Annotated in this window: 19 protein-coding genes and 1 pseudogene; 13 read left to right on the forward strand and 7 right to left on the reverse strand. The window is 70.4% G+C overall.

Annotated features, from left to right (window positions below):
* The first annotated feature begins 15 nt into the window (after positions 1–15).
* Positions 16–1,419 (forward strand): glycosyltransferase family 87 protein, encoded by a 1,404-nt coding sequence (locus WMF36_RS38810; RefSeq protein WP_437575866.1) that lies wholly within the window; start codon positions 16–18, stop codon positions 1,417–1,419.
* Here the strand turns inward: WMF36_RS38810 and WMF36_RS38815 are convergent.
* Complete coding sequence (locus WMF36_RS38815; RefSeq protein WP_437575867.1) at positions 1,345–2,745, reverse strand: hypothetical protein; 1,401 nt, start codon at positions 2,743–2,745, stop codon at positions 1,345–1,347. The two genes, WMF36_RS38810 and WMF36_RS38815, sit on opposite strands and share 75 nt — an antisense overlap.
* Positions 2,746–2,834: 89 nt before the next feature.
* On the opposite strand from WMF36_RS38815, the gene WMF36_RS38820 reads away from it, so the two are divergent.
* From WMF36_RS38820 to WMF36_RS38835, 4 genes are all read left to right on the forward strand, one after another.
* Positions 2,835–3,290 (forward strand): PIN domain-containing protein, encoded by a 456-nt coding sequence (locus tag WMF36_RS38820; RefSeq protein WP_437575868.1) that lies wholly within the window; start codon positions 2,835–2,837, stop codon positions 3,288–3,290.
* Between the two features lie 254 nt (positions 3,291–3,544).
* Positions 3,545–4,810 (forward strand): putative metal-binding motif-containing protein, encoded by a 1,266-nt coding sequence (locus WMF36_RS38825; RefSeq protein WP_437575869.1) that lies wholly within the window; start codon positions 3,545–3,547, stop codon positions 4,808–4,810.
* Positions 4,811–4,839: 29 nt separating this feature from the next.
* Positions 4,840–6,024, forward strand: a complete 1,185-nt coding sequence (locus tag WMF36_RS38830; RefSeq protein ID WP_437575870.1) for an aldo/keto reductase — start codon at positions 4,840–4,842, stop codon at positions 6,022–6,024.
* Positions 6,025–6,162: 138 nt separating this feature from the next.
* On the forward strand, positions 6,163–8,409 hold the full coding sequence (locus WMF36_RS38835; protein WP_437575871.1) for a glycoside hydrolase family 2 protein: 2,247 nt from the start codon (positions 6,163–6,165) through the stop codon (positions 8,407–8,409).
* A gap of 22 nt (positions 8,410–8,431) precedes the next feature.
* Here the strand turns inward: WMF36_RS38835 and WMF36_RS38840 are convergent, their stop codons facing one another.
* Positions 8,432–10,618 (reverse strand): sensor histidine kinase, encoded by a 2,187-nt coding sequence (locus WMF36_RS38840; protein WP_437575872.1) that lies wholly within the window; start codon positions 10,616–10,618, stop codon positions 8,432–8,434.
* Between the two features lie 311 nt (positions 10,619–10,929).
* Between WMF36_RS38840 and WMF36_RS38845 the strand changes: the two genes are divergently transcribed.
* From WMF36_RS38845 to WMF36_RS38855, 3 genes are all read left to right on the forward strand, one after another.
* Positions 10,930–11,697 (forward strand): SDR family NAD(P)-dependent oxidoreductase, encoded by a 768-nt coding sequence (locus tag WMF36_RS38845; RefSeq protein ID WP_437575873.1) that lies wholly within the window; start codon positions 10,930–10,932, stop codon positions 11,695–11,697.
* Positions 11,698–11,908: 211 nt separating this feature from the next.
* Positions 11,909–12,271, forward strand: coding sequence for a GFA family protein (locus tag WMF36_RS38850; protein ID WP_437575874.1), 363 nt, complete (start codon positions 11,909–11,911; stop codon positions 12,269–12,271).
* A gap of 32 nt (positions 12,272–12,303) precedes the next feature.
* A complete protein-coding gene (locus WMF36_RS38855) occupies positions 12,304–13,062 on the forward strand; it encodes an NAD-dependent deacylase (protein WP_437575875.1) in 759 nt (252 codons plus the stop codon).
* Positions 13,063–13,125: 63 nt separating this feature from the next.
* On the opposite strand, the gene WMF36_RS38860 is transcribed toward WMF36_RS38855, so the two are convergent.
* Both WMF36_RS38860 and WMF36_RS38865 read right to left on the reverse strand, forming a co-directional pair.
* Entirely contained in the window at positions 13,126–13,929 is an 804-nt protein-coding gene (locus tag WMF36_RS38860; protein ID WP_437575876.1) for a DUF7689 domain-containing protein, read from the reverse strand.
* A 177-nt stretch (positions 13,930–14,106) separates the two neighbouring features.
* Positions 14,107–15,462 carry a ferritin-like domain-containing protein gene (locus WMF36_RS38865; RefSeq protein WP_437575877.1) on the reverse strand — a complete coding sequence of 452 codons (1,356 nt, stop codon included), beginning with the start codon at positions 15,460–15,462 and terminating at the stop codon, positions 14,107–14,109.
* 509 nt (positions 15,463–15,971) lie between these two features.
* On the opposite strand from WMF36_RS38865, the gene WMF36_RS38870 reads away from it, so the two are divergent.
* The 3 genes from WMF36_RS38870 to WMF36_RS38880 all read left to right on the forward strand — a co-directional run bounded on the left by WMF36_RS38870 (position 15,972) and on the right by WMF36_RS38880 (position 18,147).
* On the forward strand, positions 15,972–16,310 hold the full coding sequence (locus WMF36_RS38870; RefSeq protein WP_437575878.1) for a hypothetical protein: 339 nt from the start codon (positions 15,972–15,974) through the stop codon (positions 16,308–16,310).
* Positions 16,307–17,188, forward strand: a complete 882-nt coding sequence (locus tag WMF36_RS38875; protein ID WP_437575879.1) for a hypothetical protein — start codon at positions 16,307–16,309, stop codon at positions 17,186–17,188. The genes WMF36_RS38870 and WMF36_RS38875 overlap by 4 nt, the downstream gene beginning before the upstream one ends.
* 290 nt (positions 17,189–17,478) lie before the next feature.
* Positions 17,479–18,147 carry a hypothetical protein gene (locus WMF36_RS38880; protein ID WP_437575880.1) on the forward strand — a complete coding sequence of 223 codons (669 nt, stop codon included), beginning with the start codon at positions 17,479–17,481 and terminating at the stop codon, positions 18,145–18,147.
* 4 nt (positions 18,148–18,151) lie between these two features.
* Here the strand turns inward: WMF36_RS38880 and WMF36_RS38885 are convergent.
* Positions 18,152–18,400 (reverse strand): annotated as a pseudogene (locus WMF36_RS38885) (SDR family NAD(P)-dependent oxidoreductase); the annotation flags it as partial.
* A gap of 93 nt (positions 18,401–18,493) precedes the next feature.
* On the opposite strand from WMF36_RS38885, the gene WMF36_RS38890 reads away from it, so the two are divergent.
* Together WMF36_RS38890 and WMF36_RS38895 are read left to right on the forward strand one after the other, a co-directional pair.
* Entirely contained in the window at positions 18,494–19,510 is a 1,017-nt protein-coding gene (locus WMF36_RS38890; RefSeq protein WP_437575881.1) for an aldo/keto reductase, read from the forward strand.
* Positions 19,511–19,567: 57 nt separating this feature from the next.
* Positions 19,568–20,389 carry a helix-turn-helix domain-containing protein gene (locus WMF36_RS38895; protein ID WP_437575882.1) on the forward strand — a complete coding sequence of 274 codons (822 nt, stop codon included), beginning with the start codon at positions 19,568–19,570 and terminating at the stop codon, positions 20,387–20,389.
* Positions 20,390–20,396: 7 nt separating this feature from the next.
* On the opposite strand, the gene WMF36_RS38900 is transcribed toward WMF36_RS38895, so the two are convergent.
* Both WMF36_RS38900 and WMF36_RS38905 read right to left on the reverse strand, forming a co-directional pair.
* Entirely contained in the window at positions 20,397–22,898 is a 2,502-nt protein-coding gene (locus WMF36_RS38900) for an FG-GAP repeat domain-containing protein (RefSeq protein WP_437575883.1), read from the reverse strand.
* A gap of 77 nt (positions 22,899–22,975) precedes the next feature.
* Positions 22,976–24,583, reverse strand: coding sequence for a hypothetical protein (locus WMF36_RS38905; RefSeq protein ID WP_437575884.1), 1,608 nt, complete (start codon positions 24,581–24,583; stop codon positions 22,976–22,978).
* Positions 24,584–24,813: the final 230 nt, after the last annotated feature.

Below are 24,813 nucleotides of genomic sequence, written 5' to 3' on the forward strand. Positions count from 1 at the left end.
CAGAACGTGAGCGCCGTGACCGCGTTCGCAGCCGCCGTCAAGAAGCGCATCTCGGGCGAAATCCCGTGTTATATCGCGATCTTCGCGTTCTCCACGGCTGCCGCCTGGCTCTGCGTCCTCGACATCGTCCTCGAGCAGGCCGTCGCGATCGATTTCAAGTCGTTCTACGCCGCCGCCGTCGCGGCCCGCCGGGGCCTCGACGTGTACGACGTCGAGGCCCTCGAGTCGATCGCGAGGGAGATGCGGCTGCCGCACGACCCGATGTACCCCTACCTGTATCCGCCGTTCTTCGCTTACACCTTCTCATGGCTCGCCCGCCTGCGCCCGAACGTCGCTCAGCAGGTCTGGTCGAGCATCGCCGTGGTCAGCTACGGCCTCGCCGCGACGTTCGCGGTGGTCGCCGTCCGCCGCGCGACGCAGGGCCCCCTCGCCGCGGCCCGCCGCGTCGCGGTCCCCACCGTCCTCATCGCGCTCATCGCCTTCCTCGCGTGGGCGCTCAACCTGCGCAACAGCCTGGCGATGGGGCAGGTGAACCCGCTCGTCCTCGCGTTCATCTGCGCCGCGCTCGCGCTCTCGGTCGCGCGCAAGGACACCGCCGCGGGGCTCGCCCTCGCGGTCGCCGCGGGGATCAAGGTCACGCCGATCCTGCTCGCGATCCCCTGGGTCATCGAGCGGCGCTTCCGCGCGCTCGCCGGCCTGGCCGCAGGGCTCGCCGCCCTCGTCCTGATCAGCCTGCCGTTCGGCGCCGCGCCGGCGTGGCACGAGTTCCTGCGGCGGCTGCCGCGCATGTCCCACGGGGCCAAGATCCCGGGCCTCTTCGACCCGGGGACGGTGCCGAATTTCTCGGTCGCCGGCTTCTACGCGCGGCTCTTCGGCCAGGACGCGGCCGCCATCAAGACCGCGTCGGCGATCACCCTCCTGCTCCTCCTCGGCGGCGCGCTCGCGCTGGGAGGCCGCTCCCCCTCCCCGTCGCGCTCGCTGCGGCGGCTCCTGCCGCTGCTCGTCACGATGATCGTGGCGAGCCCGTTCACCTACGTGCACCACGTGCTCTATCTCTTCCCGGCCGCGCTCTACGCGCTGGACCGCGCGGCGGAGCAGGAGCGCCGGCTCGAGATGGGCGCGCTCGTGGTCCTGATGTCGCTCGCCACCGTCGATTTTCCGTACGTCTATGACCGCTTCAAGGGGTATTTACCGCGGCTCGCGCTCTCGATGAACCTGTACGTGCTGCTCGCGATCTACGCGTTCGGCATGTTCCTGCTCTGGAGAGAGCGGCGCGAGACGACGACAGGGCGCGAGCCGCCCGCGCCGAACAGCCCACGTGAAGGGGCGTTCCTCGACGCGAGCTCACGTCGACAGGTACGTCGCGCCGGCGCTCAGGATGACGTTCCCGCAACCGCCGCCGAACTCTCGGTCTACTGACGGAAAGTGCGAGGCAACGAGCGCGGCGGCGGCCGGGCGGAGCACGTCGGCGAGGGCCTGCTGTCGCATCCGGTGGAGCTCGTCGGCGGGCAGGAAGCCGTGGGACGGCGGGAGTTCGCGGCCGGCGCTGTCGGGCGCCTCGGAGGCCACCTGGTCGAGCGCGCGCGCGAAGGCCGCGGCGACGCGCGCGCGCAGGCTCGCGCCGCCCGTGGCGAGGGCCCAGCGGACGAACGCCCAGGCGAGCTCCGCGTGGCGCGTCTCGTCGCGCGCGATCGCCTGGAGCGCCATGCGCACCGCCGGCGGCTGCGCCGCCTGGGCCGCGACCTCCGCCTCGATGGCCGAGAGGGTCTCTCCGACGCAGCCCTCCACGACGGTGGAAAGCGTGAGGGCCTCGAGCGAGCCGATGTCGTCGAGCGCGCCGTGCAGGGGCAGCGGGCCCACGCCCACCGGCTCGCCTGCATACGCCGAGGCGATCGCCAGCGCGAGGCGCGCGTGCCGCACCTCGTCGACCGCGGCGCGGTGCGCCGCCTCGAGCAGCTGGGGAGGCGCGCCGAGCGCCATCAGCCCGAGCGCGAAGCGGCCGAAGGAGGCGACCGAGGCGTGCTCGTTCTGGCCGCGCTCGGCCCAGCGCCGGCCGAGCTCGCGGCGCTCGTCCGGCGTGAGCTCGCTCAGATCGGTGTCGGCGAGCTCGCGCTCGAAGCGCCGCAAGGCGGTGTGCGACCAGGCGCTCGGGGCGCGCGCGAGCGGCGCGACGCGAGGCTCGCCGCGGACCAGGAGGGGGCGCCCCTCACAGCTGATGGCTCCGACGAGATAGCAGCAGCTCGCGGGATCCGACGCCGTGCGGTTCGCGTAGGGGCCCTGGATCGCCTCGGCCCCGCCCTCGCCGCCGCCGTCGCACATGCAGGTCCCCGATCCGGGCGGGAGGTCGTCGAGGTGCGGCGCAGCCTCGGAGGCCGCGGGGCAGGCGCCGTCGACCGGCGCCGCGCAGTGCACCTCGTAACAGCACCGGCCGTAATAGCCGCCGTCGTGCTCCGGCCCGACGCAGGTCGGATCCGGGTAGGGATCGAGCGGCGCCGAGGCGTCGGGAGGGCCGGGCTCGCCGCCGCCCCCGGATTGCGACGATGCGCCTCCCGACGAGGTCGAGCCCCCGGCGGATTGCGACGATGCGCCTCCCGACGAGGTCGAGCCCCCGGCGGATTGCGACGATGCGCCTTCAGGCGAGGTCGAGCCGCCGCCGGTCTCGACTTGCGGGCCGCAGCCGGAGGCCAGAGCGAGGCTCGCGCCCCACTGGGACGCGACAAGAATGCGGAGGAGGAAAGTTCGCATGAGCGGTGATAAGCAAGGCATGTACCGTACAAACACACGTGTTTCCGGCCGACGGGGGCCGCTCGCCGTGCCAGCGTGTGCCATTCATCATGCGGATCGTGCTCGACAGCTCCGTCGCCATCGCCTCGATGAAGCCCGCCGAGGCCGGGCACGCGGACGCGCTCGCCTTTCTCGAGCGCGCCCGCGCGGCCGTGGCCGCGGGGGCGGCGCAGGTGCTCGCGCCGCCCGAGCTGTGGCTGGAGGTGTACGTGGCCGAGCAACGGCTCGCGACCTCGCGCCATGGCGCGCCCGCGGCCGCGAGCGCGCTGGGAGGCCTCGAGGTCGAGCTCGTCGCGCCCTCGGACGAGGGCGCCGTCACCGAGTTCCTCGCCCTGCTGACGAAGCGCATGCGCGGCCGCAGGCCCTTCGCCAACGCGACCGACCTCGTGTACCTGTGGGCCGCCCACCGCACCGACGCGACCGTCGTGACCCTCGATGAGGGCCTGCTCAAGTACCACGGTGTGGTCTGCGACGTGACGCGGCCGCAGCACGCCCGGCTCGCGTAACGCGCTAACGCGCCGCGCCGAACGGCGACGCGCTCCGCGACACCCGCTGTCCCGGCGGCGCCGAAGCGAAAACAGCCGCTGGATGGTCGATGGTCACAGCACAATGTTTCGCTCTGCGCATACGCGCTTGTCGTGCCCGGCGAGGGCGGCTATCCCTGAGCTTCGCAGCGGAGCGCGCGGAGCTCGCGAGCCCGAGCTGCGCGGCGAGACGCATGCGAAGTACATCGCTTTCTTCACCGGCCCTCTCGGTGAGCGTGGCCCTTTTGACCACGCTGGTCGCGTCGCAGGCCCATGCGCGCCGCAACGGGACGGCGGTGGAAGGGTGCAACGGCTGCCACAGCGGCGGCGCGGCGCCCGATATCACCATCGACCATAGCCCGAAGAACCCGGCGGCCGGCGAGGCGGTGACTCTGCAGGTGCAGATCCAGGCCGCCAACGCCGGCGGCATCTATCTCCGCACCGGGACGGGTCGGCTCTCCCCCATCGCCGGTCAAGGCACCCACCTCATCGACGACCGGCAGCTCGTCCACGACGCGCCGAAGCGAGCGAGCGGCGGGGTCGTTCGCTTCGACGCGCAGTGGATCGCGCCGGGAGCGGCGGGCGGCGTCGTCGTCGAGGTCTGGGCCGTCTCGGCCAACGGCGACAACGGCTCTCGCGGAGACGGCGCGTCGGCCGCCAGCGCCGCGTTTGCGTACGGATGCGAGGGAACGACGTATTACCTCGACCGCGACGGAGACGGATACGGCGACTCCGGCGTGCCCAGGGTCGATTGCTCCCAGCCCGCCGAGCACGCCCCCCGCGGCGGGGATTGCGACGACTACAGCGTCAACGTCCACCCCGATCAGGGTGAGGCCTGCAACGGGCTCGACGACAACTGCAATGGCCAGGTCGACGAGGAGCTCGCGGTGAGCACCCAGTACGAAGACGCCGACGGCGACGGGTACGGGTGGCTCTTCGGCGCGACGGTCGAGGCGAAGTGCCCCCCCGACGGCTACGCGCCGAGCTCGAACGATTGCAACGACAGGTCCCCTGACGTCCACCCGGACGCGGCCGAGACGTGCAATCTGTCCGACGACGACTGCGACGGGCGGGTGGACGAGGGCGTGCGCGAGGTGTGCGGCGTCGGGATGTGCGCGCGCGAAGCGATCGCATGCACCCCTGGGTCGTGCACGCCCGGAGAGCCGGGCCCCGAGGCGTGCAACGGGGTCGACGACGACTGCGACGGCGAGACCGACGAGGATCCCGGCCTCTGCGAGCCCGGCGAGGGCTGCCCGAACGGCACGTGCAGCGGTGGGACCGGCGGCGGGACCCCCGGGAGCGCCGTCAGCGCCGTCAGCACCGGCAGCACCGGCGTGATGTCCTCCGGGGCTTCGGGCGGCGGCGCGCCCGACGAGGGCGGCACGAACGGCGGCGGCTGCGCCGTCGATCCCCGGGGCGGGTCTCCGTGGCGGCTGCTCGCCCTCTCGCCGCTCGCCCTCCTCGCGTTGCGGCGCCTGCGGAGGGCTGTCACGGTGCGGTAGGTCTCCGTCCGGAGCCTGAGGTGACACGCATGCTCTACCGCCGCTTCGGTCGCACCGAGATCGAGATGCCCGTCCTCTCCTGCGGAGGGATGCGGTACCAGCACTCCTGGAACGACAAGGACCGGATCTCGCCGGAGAGCCAGCGCAACGTCGAGGCGTGCATCGCGCGGGCGCTCGAGCTCGGCATCCACCACATCGAGACCGCGCGGGGATACGGCACGAGCGAGGAGCAGCTCGGGCAGATCCTGCCGGAGCTGCCGCGCGAGCGGATCATCGTCCAGACGAAGGTCATCCCCGAGGCAGATCCGAAGGAGCTCATAGAGAGGTTCGAGCGATCGATGAAGCTCCTCCGCCTCGATCACGTCGACCTGCTCTCGCTCCACGGCGTGAACGACGAGACGCGCCTCTCGTGGTCGCTGCGCAAAGGGGGCTGCCTCGACGCCGCGCTCGAGCTGAAGAGGCAGGGGCGCGTGCGCGCGGTGGGGTTCTCGACGCACGCGGCGCTGCCCGTGATCCTGGCCATGGTGCAGGACGGCCGCTGCGACTACATGAACCTGCACTGGTATTACGTGAATCAGATCGCCTGGCCGGCCATTCAGGCTGCCGCCGAGCGCGACATGGGGGTCTTCATCATCAGCCCCACCGACAAGGGAGGGAGGCTGTACGAGCCGAGCGACAAGCTCGTGCAGCTCTGCGCCCCGCTCTCGCCGATCGTGTTCAACGACCTGTTCTGCCTCGCCCGCCCCGAGGTCCACACGATCAGCATCGGGGCGGCGCGCCCGTCCGACTTCGACGAGCACATGAAGGTCCTGCCGCTGCTGGAGCGCGAGGGCGCCGCGCAGGCCGCGCTGGAGCCGATCCTGCGCCGGCTCGACGAGGAGCTCGAGCGGGTGCTCGGCCGCGCGTGGCTCGACACATGGCACGTCGGCCTGCCCGAGTGGGAGGCCGTCCCCGGACAGGTGAACATCCGCGAGATCCTGCGGCTGTACAATTACGCCAGGGCGTTCGACATGACCGCCTACGGCAAGATGCGGTACAACCTCCTCGGCAGCGGCGACCACTGGTTCCCCGGCAACCGCGCCGAGCGCGCGCGGGAGCTCGACCTCGCGCAGGCCCTCGCGAGCGCGCCGCAGCGGCACCGCATCCCCGAGGCGCTGGCGGAGGCGCACGCGCTGCTCGCGGGGCAAGAGGTCAAGCGCCTCGGCAAACACTGAGTCTGGGGCGGCGCCGGCTCGAGGCGCGCGGTCCCCGCGTGACCGCGTGCGGCGCCCCCTGCGCGGTTTACCGTTGAGCGTTTGCCGATCTTCATCTTCCAGACGGCGCGGCGGGGCGCTATGAACGGGGCCATTCCCATGCCCAGCACCTCACGCTTCGCTTCGGAGCACGTCGCCGCCTCGTACCCGCTCGTCCCGCTGACGTGGGAGGTCGGATTCACCAGGGATCCCTCCGTCCCTCCCGCGGAGCTCGTCCCCGCGAAGGTCCCGGGAGCGGTGCAGCTCGACTGGGCCAGGGCCAAGGGGCTCCCCGACTACACCGTCGGGGACAACTTCCGGCAGTTTCGCTTCGCCGAGGACGTATACTGGGTCTATCGCGCGCGGCTCGAGATGCCGCGGACCGGGGCGGGCGAGCGCGTGGTTTTCTTTTGCGGCGGCGTCGACTACCGCTTTCGGGTGTTCCTCAACGGCGAGCTCTGCCACGACCAGGAAGGCATGTTCACGCCGTTCGAGATCGATCTCACCGGTCGCGCGAAGACGGGGGATGAGCTCTCCATCGTGATCTTCCCCGCGCCCAAGGCCACGCCGTCTCCGGAGGACCGGTCGCAGGCGCGCCTCTCGAACAAGCCGCCCGTGAGCTACGGCTGGGACTGGCACCCGCGGCTGATCCCGTGCGGGATCTGGCAGGAGACAGGCATTCAGGTGCGCCCGGCGCGCCACTTCCGCTCGGTGGATTTCCGTTACCGCCTGTCGGACGATCTCACCACGGCCGATCTCGACGTGCGGATCGAGACGAGCGACACCGGCGCGGGCGCGGCCGGCGCCTCGTATCGGCTCCTCGACCCGGAGGGGAACGAGGTGGTGTCGAGCGAGCGGCCCGAGGCGCGGCTCCCGGGCGTCCGGCTCTGGTGGCCGAACGGCGAGGGCAAGCCGGAGCTGTACACGCTCGAGGTGCGCCTCGGCGGCGCCGTCGTCCACACGCGCAAGGTGGGCTTTCGCCGGGTGCGGCTCGTGATGCACGAGGGCGCCTGGGACGAGCCGGCGCGGTTCCCGAAGAGCCGGAGCCGGCCGCCGGTGACGCTCGAGGTGAACGGCCGGACGATCTTCGCGCGCGGGTCGAACTGGGTCTGCCCCGAGATCTTCCCCGGGATCATCGATGAGGGCGTGTACCGCCCGCTGCTCGAGCTGGCGCGCAACGCCCACTTCAACCTGCTGCGCACCTGGGGCGGCGCGATCATCAACAAGGAAGTGTTCTACGAGCTCTGCGACCAGCTCGGCCTCATGGTCTGGACGGAGTTTCACCTCGCCTGCAACCTGTACGAGGGCGAGCCGAGCTACCTGCGCGTGCTGCAGCAGGAGGCAGAGAGCACCATCCGGCGCGTCCGGCAGCACCCGTCGCTCGCGCTCTGGTGCGGGGGGAACGAGCTCTTCAACGTCTGGTCCGGCATGACCGACCAGTCGCTCCCGCTGCGCCTCCTCAACAAGCTGACCTACGAGCTCGACCGCGACACGCCGTTCATCCCGACCGCGCCGATCGACGGCATGGGGCACGGGGACTACCGGTTCCGCGACGAGCACGGCCGGGAGCCTCACCAGATCTTCGCCACGGCGAGCAACACGGCCTACTCGGAGTTCGGGTGCCCGGGGCCGTCGGACGTGGAGTACCTGAAGACGTTCATCCCCGAGGCCGAGCTCTTCCCGCCGCGGAAGGGCACCGCCTGGGAAGCGCACCACGCGTTCGCCGCCTGGAGCATGGACCCCGGGAGCTGGCTTTGCCAGGCCACCCTGGAGCACTACTTCGGCCCCGTGCGGACGCTGGAGGAGCTCGTGGAGAGAGGGCAGCTCCTCCAGTGCGAAGGATACAAGTTCATCTTCGAGGAGGCGCGCCGGCAGAAGCCGGTGTGCTCGATGGCGCTGAACTGGTGTTACAACGAGCCGTGGCCGTCGGCCGCGAACAACAACCTCATCAGCTGGCCGCACCGGCCGAAGCCCGCGTACCACGCGGTGAAGGCGGCGTGCAGGCCCGCGCTCGCCAGCGCCCGGGCGCCGAAGTTCGGGTGGAAGAGCGGGGAGGAGTTCCGCGCCGATCTGTTCGTCCTCAACGACGCTCCGGAGGGCGTCGCGTCAGGCACCGTCGAGGCCCGCATCGTCTGCGCGGGCCGCTCCGTGGTGCTCGTCAGCTGGCGCTTCCCCGACCTCGCGCCGCGACGCAACGAGAAGGGGCCCACGCTCTCCTTCGTGCTCCCCGCGTTCGAGGGCGACACGTTCCGGCTCGAGCTCGTCGTCGCAGGCCAAGAAGCGCTCGACTCGAGCTACACGTTCGCCTGCGCGAGCGTCTCCGAGCCGCGCAAGGCCGCGCCCGGAGAGCGGTTCCTCAACGGCTGAGCGAGGCGCCCCGCGGCGCCGATCACGAGGCCCTCTTCTGGCGCTTCGGCCAGAAGACGTGGAAGGTCGCGCCGGCGTACGGCGTCGACTCGAGCGCCACGTGACCGCCGCGCGTCTCGACGATCTTCTTCACCACCGACAGGCCGATCCCGGTGCCCTCGAGCTTGTCGCGCGCCTCCAGCGTCTGGAAGATGCCCCAGATGCGCTCCTGGAACTGCGGCGGGATCCCGGGACCGTTGTCCTTTACCGTGAAATCGTAAAATTCCCCCACGTCGGCGCACGCGATCTCGATGACGGCGTCGGCGCGGCGCGCGTGCTTCAGCGCATTGCCGATCAGGTGCATGAACACCTGCTGCACGGGCACGCGCTCGGCGAGGAGCGTCGGCATGCCGTCGCCGACGACGATGCGCGTCTGGGGAGGCGGCGCGTGGAGCTCGATGCAATCGGCGATGAGCGCGCCCACGTCGACGGGCGAGAGCTTGTCGCGGATGCGCCCCGCGCGCGAGTAGCTGAGGATGCCCTCGATGAGCGCCTCGAGGCGGTGCACGCGGCCGCGGAGCATGCGCATCTGCTGGCGCGCCTCGTCGTTCATCTTGTCGGCGAGCCCCTCCTCGATCCACTCCGACAGGCTCGCGATGCCCCGGAGGGGCGCCTTGAGATCGTGGGAGGCGACGTAGGCGAACTGGTCGAGATCCTGGTTCGTGATCGCGAGCGCGTGGGCGAGCTGCTCGGCGCGCCGCCGCGCGCGCACCTGGTCGGTCACCTCGAAGGCGAGCACGGCGACGCCCTCGACCCGGGCGAGAGCGTCGTAGATGGGCTGGTAGATGAAGTTGAAGAAGCACTCCTCGATGTCGCCGCCGCGCGCGAGCATCACGGGGAACTCGTCGCCGAAGAGCGGCTCGCCCGTGGCGTACACGCGGTCGAGCAGCGGGACGACCGCCGGCTCCGCCTCGGGCAGCGCGTCGCGGAGGCGCCTGCCCAGGACGTCGCGCTCGCCGATGAGCTTCACGTACCGCGGGTTCGCGAGCTCGAAGACGTGCTCGGGCCCGCGCAGGACGCAGATGCCGGCCGGGGCCTGCATGAACAGCGTCTCGAGGCGCGACCTGTGCCGCTCGGCCTCGGCGAGCGCCGCCTTCTCGCGCGCGAGGAGCTCGGCCCGCTCCTCGGCGCGGAGGCGCTCTTCCTGGTAGGCCCGGGCGCCGGAGATCGTCGTGGCGATGTGGCCGGCCGCGAGCTCGAAGAAGTCGCTGTAGGCGGCGTCGAGCGCACGGCGCGGGCTGACGCCGACCACGAGGAAGCCCTGGAGCGCGGCCTGCCCGGACCGCGAGAGCGGCAGCACGACCGCCTCGCGGCAGGGCTCGGGCCACCGGCCGCCGGGCAGCTCGCCGAACCGCTCGGCGGGGGTGTCGACGCGCAGGCACCGGCGGCCCCGCGCGACGTCCGCGAGGGGCCAGCTGCCGCCGTCCTCCGCGAGCGGGAGGCGCTCGGGGCTCGCCCGGCCGCCGGGAGAGAGCCCCTCGGCCGCCGCGAGGCGGGCCGCCGCCCCGCCCGGCTCGATCATGTACACAAGCGCGAACGGCACGTCCGCGGAGCTCTCGGCGAGCGTGCTCACCGAGCGGGCGATGGTCTCCTCCGGCGAGACCATCGCCGCCGCGGCGGACTGGGCGCCGAGGGCGCGCAGCGCCCGGAGGCGGCGCTCGCTGAGGACGCGCCCCGTCGTCTCGGCGCAAGCGCAGAAGATGCCTCCGACGGTGCCGTCCTCGATCAGGACAGGAGCATAGGAGAACGTGAAGTACGTCTCTTCTTGATAGCCATTGCGCGAGAGGATCAACTGGAAGTCTTCGGACCACGTCGCCTGCCCGGTGGCGCGCACCCCGTCGAGCATCGGGCCGATGACGTCCCATATCTCGCTCCAGCACTCGCGCCCCGGGCGGCCCAGGAACTGCGGGTGCTTCGTCGCGCCGAGGATGGGGCGGTACGCGTCGTTGTAGAAGCGAGCGTGCTCGGGCCCCCACCAGATCTCGATGGGGTGCCGTGACGCGAGGCAGATGCTGACCGCCGTGCGCAGGCTCTGCGGCCACCCGTCCACGGGGCCGACCGGGGTGAGCGACCAGTCGAGATCGCGCATGAGCTGCGCCATCTCACCGTCGCCGGCGAGGAACGGCGCGTCGCCGGGCCGGGCGGCCCCGGGGTGGTGGCTGTCCTGCATGGCTCTCCGTATACAATACCTCTACATGAAGCCCTGTCACACTTCCTCACCTGCCCCGAGGAGACCTGCCCCGATGAGCCCGGCAGCGCCTGGGCAGCCCGCCCGCTCGCGCTGAGCCCGCTGAGCCCGCTGAGCCGCGGCTGGGGCCAGCGACACGAACATGCTAGGGAAGGCAGGGTCGGCGAGAGGCCCACGCCCGAGAGGAGCAGCGAGCTGAAGGGCGCGAGCGGATCGCGGGAAGTGGAGAGTCACGCTTCGCGCGCCATCGCGGCGGGGCGCGGGGCATGACCCCGTGGAGACAGGAGGTCACCATGAGATTGCAAGGCAAGATCGCGCTCGTCACCGGCAGCAGCCGGGGCATCGGCCGCAGCATCGCTGTTCGCTTCGCCCGCGAGGGCGCCGACGTGGCGCTCACGTACCACAAGAGCAAGGAGGGCGCCGAGGAAGCCCGGGCAGAGGTCGAGGCCGCCGGGCGGCGAGGTCATCTGTTCGCCGTCGACGTCGCCTCCGTCCAGAGCGTGCAGCAGCTGATCCAGGACGTTGTCGCGCGCTTCGGCCGGCTGGACGTGCTGGTCAACAACGCGGGGCTGGAGAAGCGGGCGCCGTTCTGGGAGGTGACCGAGGAGGACTACGATCAGGTCGTGAACACAAACCTCAAAGCGGTGTTCTTCGGGAGCCAGGCGATGGTCCGTCACCTGCGCGAGGCGGGGCGCCCCGGCAAGATCATCAACATCAGCTCGGTGCACGAGGATCTGCCCTTCCCCAACTTCGCGGCGTACTGCGCCAGCAAGGGCGGCGTCCGCATGCTCACGCGCACGCTCGCGGTGGAGCTGCGCGGCACCGGGATCACCGTGAATGCGATCGCGCCGGGCGCGATCGCGACGGAGATCAACGCCGACCTGCTCAAGGACCGCGACAAGCTGAGCGCGCTTCTCGGGCAGATCCCGCTCGGCCGCCTGGGAAAGCCGGAGGACGTGGCCGGGCTCGCCGTGTTCCTCGCCTCGGCGGACGCCGATTACGTGACGGGCTCGACGTACTTCGTCGATGGCGGGCTGACCTGGAACTACGAGGAGCAGTAGGCGAGACACCGGCCCCGCGCCGAGAGGCGGGGTCGCTCGGTCAGCCCGGACACCGAGAAAATTTTTCGACAGAAGGCAATGCATGAGGCCGGAGCCCGGCGCCGGCGATCTGCCGCTGCAGCACGGGGGGCACCTTCCTCGCCCACGCAGGCCGCCGCGGCGGTTCGTGTTTTTGCGGCACGCGACCGGCCGCCTGTGGCACCATGCGCCCATGACGGAGCTCAAGACTTATACAGGTGGCTGTCACTGCGGAAAGGTTCGCTACGACGTAAGGGCGGACCTGAGCGCTCCAGTGGGCGTGTGCAACTGCTCGCGCTGCTCGAAGCTGGGCGTGGTCCTGGCCTTCACGCCGGCGGACCAGTTCACGCTCAAGGAGGGTGGAGACTTCCTCACCGACTACCAGTTCAACAAGAAGGTCATTCACCACATGTTCTGCTCGGTCTGCGGCATCGAGTCGTTCGCACGGGGAACCGGGCCGGACGGGAAAGAGATGTGCGCGATCAACGTCCGCTGTCTGGACGACGTCGATATCGATTCTCTCAAGACAATGAAATTCGACGGCAAGAGCGTGTGATCACGGCCGGCGCGGGGTAGACTGCGCGCCTGATGTCGATCGAGCAAGCAAGCGCGCTCCTGGCCTCGGCCCGGTCAGCCCTCTTCATCACCGGAGCTGGCGTGTCCGCGGCCTCGGGCATCCCGACCTACCGCGGGATCGGAGGGCTCTACGGCGACAAGGCGACCGACGAGGGGCTCGCCATCGAGGACGCGCTCTCGGGCGGGATGTTCCAGCGGCGCCCCGAGGTCACGTGGAAGTACATCCACCAGATCGAGCGCGCGTGCCGGGGCGCGCGGTTCAACGCCGCGCACGCGGCGCTCGCCCGGCTCGAGCGCCGCCTCGAGCGCTGCTGGGTGCTCACCCAGAACGTCGACGGGTTTCACCGGATCGCCGGCTCCACGAACGTCATCGACATCCATGGGGATATCCGCCACGTCCTCTGCACGCGCTGCGCGTACGAGGCGCACGTCGACGACTACGCGGCGCTCGCCCCGTGCCCGCGCTGCCCGGAGTGCGCCGCGGTGCTCCGGCCCGATGTCGTCCTCTTCGGGGAGATGCTCCCCCTGGAGAAGGTCGAGGTCCTCCGGCGAGAGCTCGCGCGGGGCTTCGATGTGGTCGTCTCGATCGGCACATCGAGCCTCTTCCCGTACATCACGGGGCCGGTCCTGGAGGCCGCGCGGTCGGGGGTGCCGACCCTCGAGATCAACCCGGAGCCCACCACGATCTCGACCGCGGTCGCGGTGCGGCTGCCGATGCGCGCGGTCGAGGCGCTGGAAGGGATCCTCTCCCGCATCGAGCCCAGCAGCTGACCTCCGTGCGCTGCGATGACGGCGACGCGTGTACGCAGGTGGATACGTGCCAGTCGGGCGAGCTCATTTGCGCTTCATCAGCTTGTAGGCTCCGCCGCACTTCCGGCCTTCGACCTCGTTCTTCGCGTAGATGCCGCTCTGCGCGTTCTTCTCGCGCGTCTTCAGGATCTTTCCTTCCGCGGCCTCGACGATCAGGATGTCGTGGAAGTTTCCCTGCTCCACGCTGGCCTTGGTATAGTCGGCCGTGAGCTCGTAGTCCTCGGTGGCGATCACGCCACGGGCGTCCGCGATGTTCGGCTCGATCCACGCGTCGGTATAGCCTCGCGCGTAGGCGATGCAGTTGTACCGGATGTCGGCTCCGGCGATGCGCTCGTAGCCTGCATACCGGTTGTCCCAATAGGCATTGATCTTCGCGAGCGTGATCCAGCGCGTGACGTTGCCCTCGTCCTTGCCCTCGATCGGGAGGACGTAGTTGACGTGGAGGTGCTCGAACTTCTTGCCGGTGTGCGTCTTGTGCAAGACGTTCCCGCAGTCGTCGTCCTTGCCGTACTTCATGAGAGCGCCCTCCTTGAGCGTGAGCGTCATCTCGTGGTCCGTGTCGCTCTCGCGGATCCACAGCGTGTCCTCCAGCACCGAGGTGCCCACCTGCTGCGCTCGCTGGACGACGCTTCCGCCGCGCGCCGCGGGGTGCGGCCCGCGCGCCCTGGAGAAGGGCTGCGCGACCCTGGCTGGGTGCGGGGGGAGCAGGCGGGAGAAGGGCTGTGCGACCTTGGCTGGGTGAGGGGGGAGCGCGCGGGAAGAGGGCTGCGCGACCTTGGCTGGGTGCGGCGGGCGTGGGGCCGGCGGGGCGGGCCTCTTCTTGATCATCGGCGCGAGGATGAGCAGGGCGGCCGGCGCGGGCAAGAGAGCGCGTGGAGCGACCGGTCCCTGCTCACGACCGAGCGCCGAGGAGCCCGCGACGACGCCGCGCAGGCGCGCAGATAGCGATTCGCGTGGTCATTCGGATTGCCGAGCCCGCGGGGGGAGAACGGCTGCTCGCGCTCATCATGCCGAGCGCGGTGCGAAGGCCGGACGCGGCGTGGGCGGCGTGGGCGGCGTGGGCGGTGTGGGCGGTGTGGGCGGTGTGGACAGGAGCGCCTGAGCGCACGGCCCGATGACCTCCCGTACGGCGTCGAGATGGCAGCGCGCCCGCTCCGCCTCGCTGAGACGACCGTGGTCGCGCCACGCGGCGGCGTCGACCCCGGCGCGCTCCGGGCCGCGCGCGGCCCGCACCTCGGCGAGCGCCTCGTCGAACGCGCGCGCCACGGCCGCGCGCACCGGTTCGCCGCCGCGCGCCACGGCCCAGCGCACGAAGGCCCACGCGAGCTCGGCGTGGGCGGCCTCGTCGGCGGCGATCCGGTCGAGTGCGCGGCGGACCTCGGGGTCGCACGCGCGGCGCCGTTGCTCGTCGGCCTGCAGGGCGGCGAGCGTCTCGCCCACGCAGCCCTCGCGCACCGCGCTGGCCGCGGCGCTGGCGAGCGTGGGCGCGTCGAGCGCGCCGCCCGTGGCGAGCGTCCCCGGGCCGAGCGACCGGCCGGCGTAGCGGCTCGCGAGCGTGAAGCAGTCCCGCGCGTGCTGGAGCTCGTCGACGAGGGCGCGCTGCGCGGCGTCGATCAGGTCGGGCGGCGCGCCGAGGGCGAGCAGATCGAGCGTGAAGCGCGCGAACGACGCGATCGACGCGTGCTCGAGGCGCGCGTCGGCGAGCCACGCCTCCGCGAGGGCGGCGCGCGTCCTGGGATCGAGCGCGAGCGGCTCGTCCGCCGCGGCGTCGAGCACCCAGTCGGCCCGCGCATCGACGCCGGCCAGGCGCGGCTCGCCGCCGACGAGGAACGGGCGGCCGCAGCCGCCGGCACCGGTATTGAAGTTGTCGTAGCAGCACTGGCCGTCCTCGAGCCGGCCATTCTCGTAGTGCATGCAGTACTCCCAGAACTCGCTCGGACAGGCCTCGGCGTGTCCATTCTTGCCACCGATTCCGGCAGCCCCGCCGCTTTCGCTGCCGCCACTGGCCTGCTCCCAAGCCTCTTCAGGAGAAAAGCACCGTTTCTCATGGCTGCCGCCGGCGCCGCCGTGACCATCCGCGCCGCCGTGGCCGCCCGCGCCGCCGTGGCCGCCCGCGCCGCCGTGACCGCCCGCGCCGCCGTGGCCGCCCGCGCCGCCGTGACCGCCCGCGCCGCCGTGGCCGCCCGCGCCGCCGTGGCCGCCCGCGCCGCCGTGGCCGCCCGCGCCGCCGGTCCCCCCTGTGCTTGTTGCCGCGCCGCCATCGGTATGGCTTTGGCAGCCGACCGCCAACGACAGGCCTGCGAACATGCCGGCTCCCAGAACTTGCATGATGCGCGCATGTAATTCTCGGCTCATGATCATTGCACCTCCCTGAGGTGCGGCGCGATTCGGCAACAAACATGCCAGCCCAAGCTCCCACGCGGCCGCTGCCACGCTCGGAGGGACAGATGCCTTGCTGGCTCGAGTCCCCTCTGCTTCGCAGAGATCATCGGTCGAGCGCCGGTCGATATGACCTCATCGAGCAGCGCACCGAATCGGGTCGCCCGCGGGGCCGCTCCCCGGCCGCGAGGCACACGTGAGCCATCTTGGGCCGTTTTGCGTCGAGACATTCATGACTCATGCCTGCTCCCCTTCCCGGCGCTGGCGAGCGCCGGTGGGGGCGCCTCGCCCAGAGAAGCGGCCATGTGGTACGATCGTTATCTCACAAAGTCTCCGACGGGGCCTCTGGCGTCCGAGGCCCTCGGCAGAAAGCTCGTGGCGACGAGGGACTTTGCGGGACCGGACGCGGCGCGCGCTGTCGCGGAGGAGTACTTGAAGCGATATCCGACAGGCGCGTTCGTCGCCGTCGCCGCCGAGATCGTCTCCGCGCGATGAGGGGGCGTCGGCTCGCCGTCGCGCTGGGCGCGGCGCTCCTGATCTCCGGCGCTGCGCGCGCGCGCGCCGAGGCGGGCACGCTCGTCGTCCTCGTGCGTCCGCCGCGGCCGAGCGAGATCGTGAAAGAGACGATCACCCGGCTCTCGGCCGAGCTGCGCGCGGTCGGCTTCGCCGTCCGCGTGGCCGACGGGAGGCCCGGCGTGGAAGGTCGCACGCAGGTCGAGGGCACCGCGGGGCGCGTTGGCGGCGAGGACCAGCCGTTCGCGACCATCGCCGTGCTGGAGCTGGACGGGAGCGCGGTGCGGTCGCCGACGTCTGGATCGCGGATCACGTGACGGAGAAGACGCTGGTCCGGCGCGTCGAGCTCGGCGGGTCGGGCCGTTCGAGCGCGGCCAGCGATCTCGCGGTCCGCTCCGTCGAGCTCCTCCGCGCGAGCCTGCTGGAGCTGAGCGCGGCGCAGAAGCGGACGCTGTCGAGCGATCTGGCGCGGTGGCTCGATGTCGATCAACCCCTGGCGGCGCCGGCCGCGCCTCTGGCCGCGCCCTCGGCGGCGTTGACGGCGCCGTCCGCGCCTTTGACGGCGCCCTCTGCGCCCTCGGCGGCGCGCGCCGGACCTCCGGCGGCGCCCGTCGAGCGCTCTCGGGCGCGACCTCCGCCGTCTGCGGCGCCGTTCACGCGCGCGCAGCGCTCTCCGCCTGCGCCCGCCGCCGGTGCGATGCTCTCGGCCGGCTTTGGCGTGCTCGCCAACGGCTTCGGCGCCGCGCCCACTCCGGTCTTCCGAGCGGGGTTCACCCCGATCTCCGCTCTCACGGTCCGCGTCCTCTTCGCCCCCGGTATCGTGCCTGCGGTCGTGAGCGCCGAGGCCGGCGACGTCAAGATCCGGCAGACGGCGGTGGCGCTCGATCTGGCCCATACCTTCCTCGAGCGCGCCTGGATTCATCCGATGCTCGCGCTCGGCGCCGGCGTCCAGCAGCTCAAGATCGACGGCGAAGCGAGAGCTCCCTTTTACAACGAGCACCACACTGCCCTCACCGTGGGGCTGACGGCCAACGCCGGTCTCGGGGTGCGGATCTCGAGGAGCCTCGAGGCCGTGGCAGAGATCGACGCGATCGTCGGGGCTCCTGAGCCGGTCGTCACCATCCTTCATGTCGAGGCCGGGCGCGCCGGCGCCGTGACGGGGATATTCGCCATCGGGCTGAGCGCGACCTTCTAGAACACCAATCATGTTGAAACCCGGAGAATTTTCACAGGGAGGCGAGGAGGCGGGGAGGAAGAAAAAAATCTCTCCCTCTCGCCGTCTCTCGCTCCCCGCCTCCTCGCCTCCCTGTGAAATTCCTGCTTTTTTTCGGGGTTTCAACCCGTTTGTCGCTCTAGCGCCTGGGCGCGCTGGAGAGCGATCTCGCCTCCGCGATCGATGCGGCGCACTTTCGTGAGCTCTGGAGAGGGCATCGCCGCCACTACCCTGCGTTGGCGCGAGATAGTCGCTCAGGAGAACAAAAGATCATGAAACTGCGCTTTCATCCTCACCGCTTCACGGTTTCAGCCTTGCTTTCGCTTTGCCTCTTCGGCTGCGACCCGATGGAGGTCAACGGTATCGGCGCCGGCGGCAGCGGCAGCGGTGGCACCGGCGGCAGCAGCAGCAGCGGCGGCGGCACCAGCGGGGGGCCGGAGCTCTGTCGCTCGACCGCCCTCGGTAACAATACGCCGGTGACGATTCATGTCCGCAACACGGGCGCGACGGGTCTTGGGGTGCTCGACGGCACGTGTGGCGCGACCTCGTGGTCGCTGACCTCCCCCGACGGTGGGAGCTTGCCCAGCGAGTACGACGTGATGTGCGATGGCAGCTCCGAGGCATGCCCAGGTATTTGCGATGGTTTCGGCTTCGAGCCGATCCCGGCCGGGGCCGAGACGACGTTCGTGTGGGATGGCATCTTGTCTCAGGACGTCAATCTGGATGCAGCCAAGGAGTGCCCTGCGGCGGAGAGCGACGACGACGGATGCACGTTCAGAGGCTGCAAGCGGCACCTGGACGCCGCGCCGGGGTCCTACACGGTCGAGGTGCGCGCCTACAACAAGGACGACGACGAGGATTACGACCTCAGCGCTGGGATCGTGAAGACCGTGACCTTCAATTACCCCGAGCAGACAGACGTCGACGTGGTGTTCCCCTAGGCTGGTTGTTGAGGTTCGTCCTGGTGAAGCCCGGGGAGGCGGCGTTGACCTTGATCCCTGTCGACTCCAGCTCGATCGCCATGGCGAGCGTCATGGCGTTGAGAGCCGTCTTGGACGCAGGGTAGACGGGGCTGAACATCGAGCGCCAGGGGAAGGTCGGGTCCGCGTTCATCGTCAGCGAGCCAGTGCCGCTCGACACGTTGACGATGCGGGCTGCCGGCGCCTCGCGCAGGAGCGGCAGCATCGCCTGGAAAGGACCGGACATTGGATGGTCGTCGTCTGCCCGGATCGCCGAGATGTCCGATTTTTCCAATCGGAGGTGGCGGGCGCGTCGCATGAACACTCCATGACCCACCTCGACGTCACGATGAGCCGCTCCCCCGTCCGATCGACGCCGCTGGGCAAGACCGGGCCCAGCGTCTTTCCCGTCGGCCTCGGCTGCATGGCGATGTCCGGCGCCTACGGCCTGGCCGAAGACGCCGAGGGCGTGGCGACGATCCGCCACGCCATCGAGCGAGGGATCACCCTGATCGACACCGGAGATTTCTACGGCAACGGGCACAACGAGCTCCTCCTCCGGCGCGCGATCGAGGGGGTGCGCGACAAGGTCCAGCTCTCGGTGAAGTTCGGCGCGATGCGCGGCCCGGACGGCGCCATGCTGGGCATCGACACCCGCCCGGCGGCCGTGAAGAACTTCGCGGCGTACAGCCTGCAACGGCTGGGCGTGGAGGTCATCGATGTGTACCGCCCCGCGCGTCTCGACCCGCAGGTGCCCATCGAGGACACCGTCGGGGCCATCGCCGACCTCATCAAGGCCGGCTTCGTCCGGCATATCGGGCTATCCGAGGTGGGGGTCGAGACGATCCGGCGTGCGAGCAAGGTGCACCCGATCGTGGACCTGCAGATCGAGTACGCGATCGCGACGCGCGGGCCCGAGGCGTCCATCTTCCCTGCCCTCGCAGAGCTCGGGATGAGCGCGACGCTCTACGGGGTCTTTTCGCGGGGGCTGCTCACCGGTAGCAAGCCTTCGGGAAAGGGGGACTTCCGGCAGTACATGCCACGCTTCGCAGGCGAGCAAGGGGCAAAGAACGCGAGCGTCGTCGAGAAGCTCCACGCCTTCGCCGGCGAGCGAGGGATGACGCCGGCTCAGGTCGCGCTCGCGTGGGTGCTGGCGAAGCAGCCCACGCTGGTGCCGGTCGTCGGGGCCCGCACGCGAGCCCAGCTCGATGATGCCCTCGTGGCCCTCGACAAGCCGCTGTCGGCGCGCGACGTCGCGGCGCTCGAGAGCATCGTGCCAGCGGACGCGATCGGCGGCACGCGCTACCCCGCCCAGCACATGCAGGCTCTCGACAGCGAGCGGTAGCCGATCGATGCGGGCCCTCGCGTCGACTTGAACGGCCGCACGAAAGGCGTAAGAATCATGAACGTGGCCGCAGCGATGGATCTCCCCACCCTCGCGCTCCCGCGCTTCATCGAGGACGTCCGTGCGGTCGCGCCACCTCCCGGTCAGGCGCTCGACCTCGAGTGGCTTCCCGACGGCAGGACGATCCTCCTTTTTCGAGCGCTCGAGGGCGGGCGCGAGGGGGACGTGTGGGTCGCGGGCCCCCGAACGCACGCGATATTCAAGAGTAAGACCGGCTTCGCGCGGACGGTCACGGTTCGGTTCAAGCCAGGCTGGTCGGTTCCGCTGCTCGGCGTGGCGGCGAGCGAGCTCACGGACCGGATCGTTCCGCTGGAGGACGTGTGGGGCCGCGCGGGGCGCGAGCTCTGCGGTGAGCTGCTCGCCGCGAGGAGCCGCGCGGAGGTGGTGGACCGCGTCGCCCGGGCGCTCGCCCCTCGTGCTGGCCAGCCATTCGAGACGGCATCGGGGCAGCTCGCTCGTCGTGCGGTTTGCTTGCTCGAAGGGGGCGAGGTCCGCGTGGAGAGTGTTGCCGACCGGCTCGGCGTCACGGCGCGGCATCTTCGCCGCGCTTTCACCGAGAACGTCGGCATCGGCCCGAAGGAGTTCGCTCGGACCGTCCGCCTGCAACGCGCGGTGCGAATGGCAGCGACCTCGTGCGACTGGGCACGCATCGCCGCCGACGCGGGCTATTACGACCAAGCCCACCTCATCGCCGACTTCCGTCAGCTCGTCGGGCTCACACCGGGCGCGTTCTTCAAACGCGCGGGCGGCCGGATGACCCAACCGAGGCGCATCTGTGCGTGCGGGTGCGCGGCGACGACGACGACCACGCTGCCCTGAGAGGGCCCTAACGAGAGATATTGACGAAGACGTTCACGCTCCCGTCCTGCTGGACTGGGGTGGAGACGACGAGCACATCCGGCCTCTGGTCGGCGTTCACGTCTCCGATCGCGAGCGCCTTGGTGAAGACGCTCTGGTACACGAGCGCGGCGTCGAACGTGCCGTCGCCCTTGCCGCGAAACACACCCACCGTCCCACCTCCGCCGCGCGCAAGGAAAATATCGGGCTGCGTATCCGAGTCGAAATCCGCCGTCGTGAGCGCTGTCTCGATGGGGAAGGAGACCGGCATGGTGATGGGCGCTGCGAACATCCCCCCTCGCTCGCCGGGTAGCACGCCGATGACGCTCGCACTACCCACCGTCGCGAAAGCCATATCGAGCACGCCGTCGCCCGTGAAATCGGCGGGCGCGACGGTCCACGCGGAGTTGCCCACCGGGAGGCTCGTGGCCGCCTCGAACGTGCCGTCTCCGTTGCCGATGAGGAGCCGAATATCATCGCTGTCGTAGTTCGCCGTCGCCAGATCCGTCTTCCCATCTCTATTGAAATCGCGAGCCGTCACATCCAGGATATTCGTCCCCGCGGGGTACGCGATCGGCGGCAGGAACCCGCCAGCCTTGTCATTGAGGAGCACTCGCACCTTGTCAAAGGTGGTCGCGGCGATATCGACGGCGCCGTCTCCATTCATGTCGGCGAGCGCGATCCTCCTCCCGCCATCGTGGAGCGCCACGGGGTCGAACGAGCCTGCGCCGTCACCGAGGAGCACACCGACCTTTCCCGCCGCGATGGTGCCGAACACGACATCGAGCTGCCCGTCGCTGTTCACGTCCCACGCCATGACCTGCTCCGGATCCGCGCCGCCGGCAGGCATGGACACGGACATATCGAATGCGCCGCTCCCTTTTCCGACAAAGAACGAGAGCGACTGGCCGCCGGTATACGCAACGACCACGTCGGCCTTGCCGTCTTCATTCCAATCGCCGAGCGCCGCGCCTCTCGCGCCCTTGCCCCCGAGGAGCGCAGGAGCTGCGTGGAACGTCCCATCTCCGCGACCTCGCGCGACCATGAGGCCGTTCATCGACATGACGAGATCCGCTTTTCCGTCCCCGTCGAGATCTCCCGACCGGACGCGCGAGCCACGGTCTCCAGTAAAATACGTCACCCGCGACTCGAGCCCCCCGAGCCCGTCACCTCGAAAAACGCTGAGGATCGAGTCGTCCTCGCTTCCCGCCGCGATGTCTTGGTTTCCGTCGCTATCCCAGTCGCCGATGACGACGCCGCTCGGCGCGAGGCCGGCCGGGACGCGCCTGGTCGCCGAGAGCGCGCCCGACGGGCTACCCATCAAGAGGGTCATTCCCTTCGTATCGACGACAGCGATATCGGGGTTGCCGTCGGCGTCGAGGTCGCCTACCGCCAGATCAGCCGCGCTGCCGACCGGCACGCCGTCTTGCGCGGAGATCGTGTATTTCGTCACGAGGCCGAACACGCCACCGGCCTGACCGAAGCGCACGCTGACCACCGGTGTGGAGATCTCCGTGTCATAACCGAGGATGTCGCGCACGCCGTCGCTATCGAGATCGGCCAGCGTGATGAAGCGACAATTCGTGGTCCCGGTCAGCGTGCTCGACGTCGTGAACGCGCCCGCGCCATCCCCCGCGAGGATCGTGATGTTCTTGCCATTGCTGCTCGCCACGATGTCGAGCTTCCCATCACCGTTCACGTCCGCGAGGACGGGCGAGACGTAGTCCGCTCCCGGGCTCGAGATCGGGGCCTGGAACGTGCCGTCGCCGTTGCCGAGCAGGACGCGGACGCCGCCGCCGGCGCTCAGGAGCGTGACGACCAGATCCTGTTTCATGTCGCCGTTCACGTCGCCCACGGCGACGTCATGCGCACCATTCACGATGTGCTCGGTCCAAGGAAGAAACCCACCCTTGCCGTCGGCGAGCAGCACCGAGACTTTATTCACGCTGCGTAGCGCCAGCGCGCCGTCGACCAGCCCGTCGCCATTGAGGTCCGCGAGCGCGAATGGGGTGCCGCTATAGCTCGAGCCGGTCGCATAAAATCTGACGACATCAAAATCGATCGTCTCCGCAGCCTGAGGCGCCCCCCCGCCTGCGCCGCCCGTGCCGCCTGCGCCGCCACTCCCGCCCGTGCCGCCCGTGCCGCCGCTCCCGCCCGTGCCGCCTGCGCCGCCGCTCCCGCCCGTGCCGCCTGCGCCGCCGCTCCCGCCCGTGCCGCCTGCGCCGCCGCTCCCGCCCGTGCCGCCTGCGCCGCCGCTCTCGCCCGTGCCGCCTGCGCCGCCGCTCTCGCCCGTGCCGCCCGTGCCGCCGCTCCCGCCCGTGCCGCCTGCGCCGCTGCTCCCGCCCGTGCCGCCCACGCCGCCCGCGCCACCTTGGCCGCCGAGACCCCCGGCGCCGCCTTGACCAGCGGGGTGATCGGATGGAGCGTCCCCGCACGCATAGCTGCAGAAAATGACGAACGCCGATGCCAAAACTCCTCGATGTGTATGCATTTGGATATCAACTTGCAATGAGCCGCGATTGGGAGGAGGGCGATAGCATCGAGCCGGCGCGCGCGGTTGACCGGCTCCTACGGCTCAATGCGTACGACCGCGATATCTGAGCCGCCATTGGAGCTCAGGACCTCGCCGCCGAAGTCGGCGCGAGCGCCGAACTCCGCGGCGAGGTACACTGCGTTCTGGTTGGCGGCGACCTTCGGGTTTTCGTCGCTCTCGAAGCCTCCGTAGCTGCGCGCCCACTCGAACGCACCGCCGGGTAGCCCTGTGGGCTCGGCCCCGAGGCTCACGCGCGCGAGCCAAACGTCGGTCAGCCCCTTGCTCACGAGCTCGGCGTCACCGATCTGCGCTGTATCGCTGAACGTCCCTGCCATGAAGACGCCGTTGCCGCCGACGGCGAGCCCGGTCACCTGGACACCGGGGAAGGTGGCGAGCCAGGTGAGAACGCCCTCGGCCGAAAAGCGGGCCACGAACGCATCGCGCTCCCCGACGGCTGTCCTGGTTTGGTCCCGGATCGTGAGCGTGCCCGAGAAGTCGCCCGCGGCGACCGCACCGCCGAACCCATCGGGAACGACGGGCCATCTCACGTATTCGTTGAAGGACGCGAGCGTCAGCGTGGCATAAGACTCCTTTACTTCCACGAGGACATGCCGCTGCGGCTGTATGTCCCTGAGCAGCGCCATCAGGAACGCTCTCGAGGGGCCGAGCGCCGCGATACCGCCGACGCGGCCGTAAGCATCGCCGTCCACCTGGCGGGTCCACCCCAGCGCTCCCGCTGCGTCGAAGCTCCCGACCAGAGTGCCTGTCTCGCCTTGGGCCAGACACCCAGGCCCCGAGAACACCTCAAGCGCGAGGAGGCTTCCGTCTGGCGCGAAGGACACGTCGCCGCGCCGGATCGTCTCATAGCCGGCGCGCCCGCCGCAGGCATTCACCCACCGCGCCGTCCCCTCCGGCGAAAGCGTGAAGACCACGAAGCCATCCGCCGGCGTGCCCTCGATGGATTGACCTTCACCGGGAGAGAACAAACTCACGCCGACATCGCCGCTGGGCGCGACGTCGAGCCCGACGATCGGCTGGGCCATGTAGCTCTTGGCCCAGAGCGGCGCTCCGTCCGGGGACAGCTTCGCCAGGTAGGCATCTCCCTGGCCCGAGGGGACGAGGGTCGTCTGTCCGAACGTCATTGTGCCCTCGAAATTCCCGAGGAGGTACACGTTCCCTTGGGCGTCGGCGGCGATGTCGACGATGCCTTGATGCTCGGCGTTCCCGAAGCCCTCGGCCCAGGTGGTATCGCCGCAGGCGCTGCCGTCGCAGTCCTCGTCTCCCCTGGCTGCGCAGTCCTCGGCCGCCGGGAGCACTTGCGCCTCGCACGGAGCCGCCGCATCCTCGCAGGGCCGCGACCCACTTTTGCACTGCCCGACGTCCTTCGTCGCGGGCGCGCCGTCGTAGCAGGCGACGGGCTGGCCTGGCTCGCACGCGGTACCGACACCACCACCACCGCCACCACCGCCGTGGCCAGGTCCGCCACCGCCGTGGCCAGACCCGCCACCGCCGTGGCCAGATCCGCCACCGCCACTCGGCTGCTGGTCCTCGGTGACGTCATGGATGCCGAGGATTGCCGTGCACGAACCACCGGCCACGACGGCAAAGATCGCCAGCACGGCCACGCGAACTCGCAAGCTCATGCCATGAGGGTACACGTCATCCCTGGACGGGCGCAACGCTCATCCGCACACTTGGACACACGCGCTCACACTCGGCCGTCCGGTGTCTGAACTCACCGGGGTCGACGCGCTCACCGCCGGCGGCGCGCTCGCCCTCGCGCGTGGCGCTCTCTGGCGCCGGCCGCTCTGCCGGCGCTTCCTCGGCTCACCCGCCTTCGTCGCGATCCGGCGAGCCCGCTGCGGAGGATGCA

The sequence above is a fragment of the Sorangium sp. So ce887 genome, assembly GCF_051521455.1.
Lineage (GTDB): Bacteria > Myxococcota_A > Polyangia > Polyangiales > Polyangiaceae > Sorangium.

Coding starts and splice junctions, on each gene's coding strand:
- WMF36_RS38880 (WP_437575880.1), top strand. CDS start 17,479: ATGAAACTGCGCTTTCATCCTCACCGCTTCACGGTTTCAGCCTTGCTT.
- WMF36_RS38890 (WP_437575881.1), top strand. CDS start 18,494: ATGACCCACCTCGACGTCACGATGAGCCGCTCCCCCGTCCGATCGACG.
- WMF36_RS38840 (WP_437575872.1), bottom strand. CDS start 10,618: ATGCAGGACAGCCACCACCCCGGGGCCGCCCGGCCCGGCGACGCGCCG.
- WMF36_RS38855 (WP_437575875.1), top strand. CDS start 12,304: ATGTCGATCGAGCAAGCAAGCGCGCTCCTGGCCTCGGCCCGGTCAGCC.
- WMF36_RS38835 (WP_437575871.1), top strand. CDS start 6,163: ATGCCCAGCACCTCACGCTTCGCTTCGGAGCACGTCGCCGCCTCGTAC.
- WMF36_RS38905 (WP_437575884.1), bottom strand. CDS start 24,583: ATGAGCTTGCGAGTTCGCGTGGCCGTGCTGGCGATCTTTGCCGTCGTG.
- WMF36_RS38845 (WP_437575873.1), top strand. CDS start 10,930: ATGAGATTGCAAGGCAAGATCGCGCTCGTCACCGGCAGCAGCCGGGGC.
- WMF36_RS38900 (WP_437575883.1), bottom strand. CDS start 22,898: ATGCATACACATCGAGGAGTTTTGGCATCGGCGTTCGTCATTTTCTGC.
- WMF36_RS38850 (WP_437575874.1), top strand. CDS start 11,909: ATGACGGAGCTCAAGACTTATACAGGTGGCTGTCACTGCGGAAAGGTT.
- WMF36_RS38860 (WP_437575876.1), bottom strand. CDS start 13,929: ATGATCAAGAAGAGGCCCGCCCCGCCGGCCCCACGCCCGCCGCACCCA.
- WMF36_RS38870 (WP_437575878.1), top strand. CDS start 15,972: ATGAGGGGGCGTCGGCTCGCCGTCGCGCTGGGCGCGGCGCTCCTGATC.
- WMF36_RS38865 (WP_437575877.1), bottom strand. CDS start 15,462: ATGATCATGAGCCGAGAATTACATGCGCGCATCATGCAAGTTCTGGGA.
- WMF36_RS38830 (WP_437575870.1), top strand. CDS start 4,840: ATGCTCTACCGCCGCTTCGGTCGCACCGAGATCGAGATGCCCGTCCTC.
- WMF36_RS38895 (WP_437575882.1), top strand. CDS start 19,568: ATGAACGTGGCCGCAGCGATGGATCTCCCCACCCTCGCGCTCCCGCGC.
- WMF36_RS38820 (WP_437575868.1), top strand. CDS start 2,835: ATGCGGATCGTGCTCGACAGCTCCGTCGCCATCGCCTCGATGAAGCCC.
- WMF36_RS38815 (WP_437575867.1), bottom strand. CDS start 2,745: ATGCGAACTTTCCTCCTCCGCATTCTTGTCGCGTCCCAGTGGGGCGCG.